Genomic DNA, 1,617 nt, shown 5'->3' on the forward strand with positions numbered 1-1,617 from the left:
GCGAGAAACGCCTATTTTGACGTCCTGCCCTATATCCGGGAATACCGTCGCGGGCGTGTGGCATGACGGATTCGGCCCTGATCGAGAAAAAACTAGCGCTCATAGAAACGTGCGTTCGCGAACTCCGTGAACTGGCCCGGCCGGAGCACCTAGGGAGCGATGTGCGTGAGGCCCGATTCGTCGAGCACACCCTGCAGATCGCGATTCAGGCGTCACTGGATGCGGCCTCACACATTGTTTCGGTCAGAAGGCTGGGTGAGCCGGCCACCAATCGAGCGTTGTTCGATCTGCTGAGACGGGCCGGTATGCTCGGTGACGAACTGGCCGAGTCCCTGTACGCGATGGCCGGGTTCCACAACGTGCTCGTGCACGGTTACCAGGAGGTCGACCTGGCGATCGTCGAGGACATCCTGGCGAATCATCTCGGCGATCTCCTGCGTTACGTCGAGGCGGTTCGCGCCGCCTTGCCGCCAGACTGAGTCAGCTCCTCGCGCGGGTGCCGCCGTTGCCGCCGCCGGTGGGCGGCGGTTCCCAGACGTTGCGCAGGGGCTGGCGGCAGCGCTCGGGGACGTTCGAGGAGAAGCGCAGGCGGTGGCCGGCGGCGGTGCGCACGCAGCGGACCTGGCCGGCCTGTACGCCGTAGAGGCGGGCGATGTCGCGGCAGCCCGAGAGGAAGCCCGGCGGCGGCGTGCCCCGGGTGACGACCGGGCCGTCCGGCTCGAAGGTGATCGTGTACAGCGTTTTGCCCAGCATGCTCTTCCCGTCGGTGCCCGCTCTTCTTACCCACAGACCATGCGCCGGTCATGGCGTTCCGCCGTCATCCGCGCGACTGGTCGTGCTGCCGCGCAAGAAGTATCGCACCGCCGTCCGTCTCGTGTCCGGGGGGCGGCGTGTCATCGTTCGTCCCCGGCCCCAGTCCCCCGCGTGTCGCGCGATCGCAGGTCCAGGCCGAGTGCCAGTGGCGCTGCGAGCAGGGCATAGGCGGTCACCGGCGCGAGCGCCAGGGGCGGCGTGCCCGTGGCGTCCGCGATCATTCCGCCGATCAGGGGTACCGTGAATGCCACGGCGTAGCCCAGGGTGAACATCCCCGCGGACAGCCGTCCGGCCCCGCTGGAGTCGGTCAGCCACGGCGGCAGGGAGACCAGCAGGATGAGCTGTACCGCCGAGGCGAAGCCCACCACCAGCGCCCCCGCCAGTGCCGCCAGCCCGCCGGTGAGGGTGAACAGGGCCAGGCCCGCGACGCAGGCCAGGCCGGTGATCACCAGCGGGCCACGCCGACCGAGCCAGCGGCCGGACATCGCCATCATCAGCACCGAGGCCGCTACCTGGCAGACGTTGAACGTGAACAGCGTTGCCGGCAGGGCGTCCATGGCGCCGCGGTCGGCGAGAATGCTGCCCATGTACGCGTTGGTGCCGAAGAACACCGTGGCCGCGGCGCCGAGCAGGGCCCCCAGGCGCCAGACTGTGCCGTCGTGCCAGTCCGGTTGCCAGTGCGGTGCCGCCGGGCCGGCCTCGCCGCGGCTGCGGCAGAGCATGACCGCCACGCCGACGGCGAGCGCCGGTAGAGACCACGTAAGCAGGGTCAGCCGCCAGCTTCCGCCGGTGAGCGGCATGATC

Annotated in this window: 2 protein-coding genes and 1 pseudogene; 1 reads left to right on the plus strand and 2 read right to left on the minus strand. The window is 69.5% G+C overall.

Annotation, left to right across the window (positions count from 1 at the left end; genetic code table 11):
- Positions 1 to 62 precede the first annotated feature (62 nt).
- A complete protein-coding gene (locus G7A99_RS19280) occupies positions 63 to 479 on the plus strand; it encodes a DUF86 domain-containing protein (RefSeq protein WP_163143266.1) in 417 nt (138 codons plus the stop codon).
- A gap of 1 nt (position 480) precedes the next feature.
- On the opposite strand, the gene G7A99_RS19285 is transcribed toward G7A99_RS19280, so the two are convergent.
- Together G7A99_RS19285 and G7A99_RS19290 are read right to left on the minus strand one after the other, a co-directional pair.
- Positions 481 to 753 (minus strand): DUF3634 family protein, encoded by a 273-nt coding sequence (locus tag G7A99_RS19285; RefSeq protein ID WP_163143269.1) that lies wholly within the window; start codon positions 751 to 753, stop codon positions 481 to 483.
- A gap of 140 nt (positions 754 to 893) precedes the next feature.
- Positions 894 to 1,617: pseudogene (locus tag G7A99_RS19290) on the minus strand (MFS transporter); the annotation flags it as partial.

It is taken from the genome of Arhodomonas sp. KWT, from assembly GCF_010993615.1.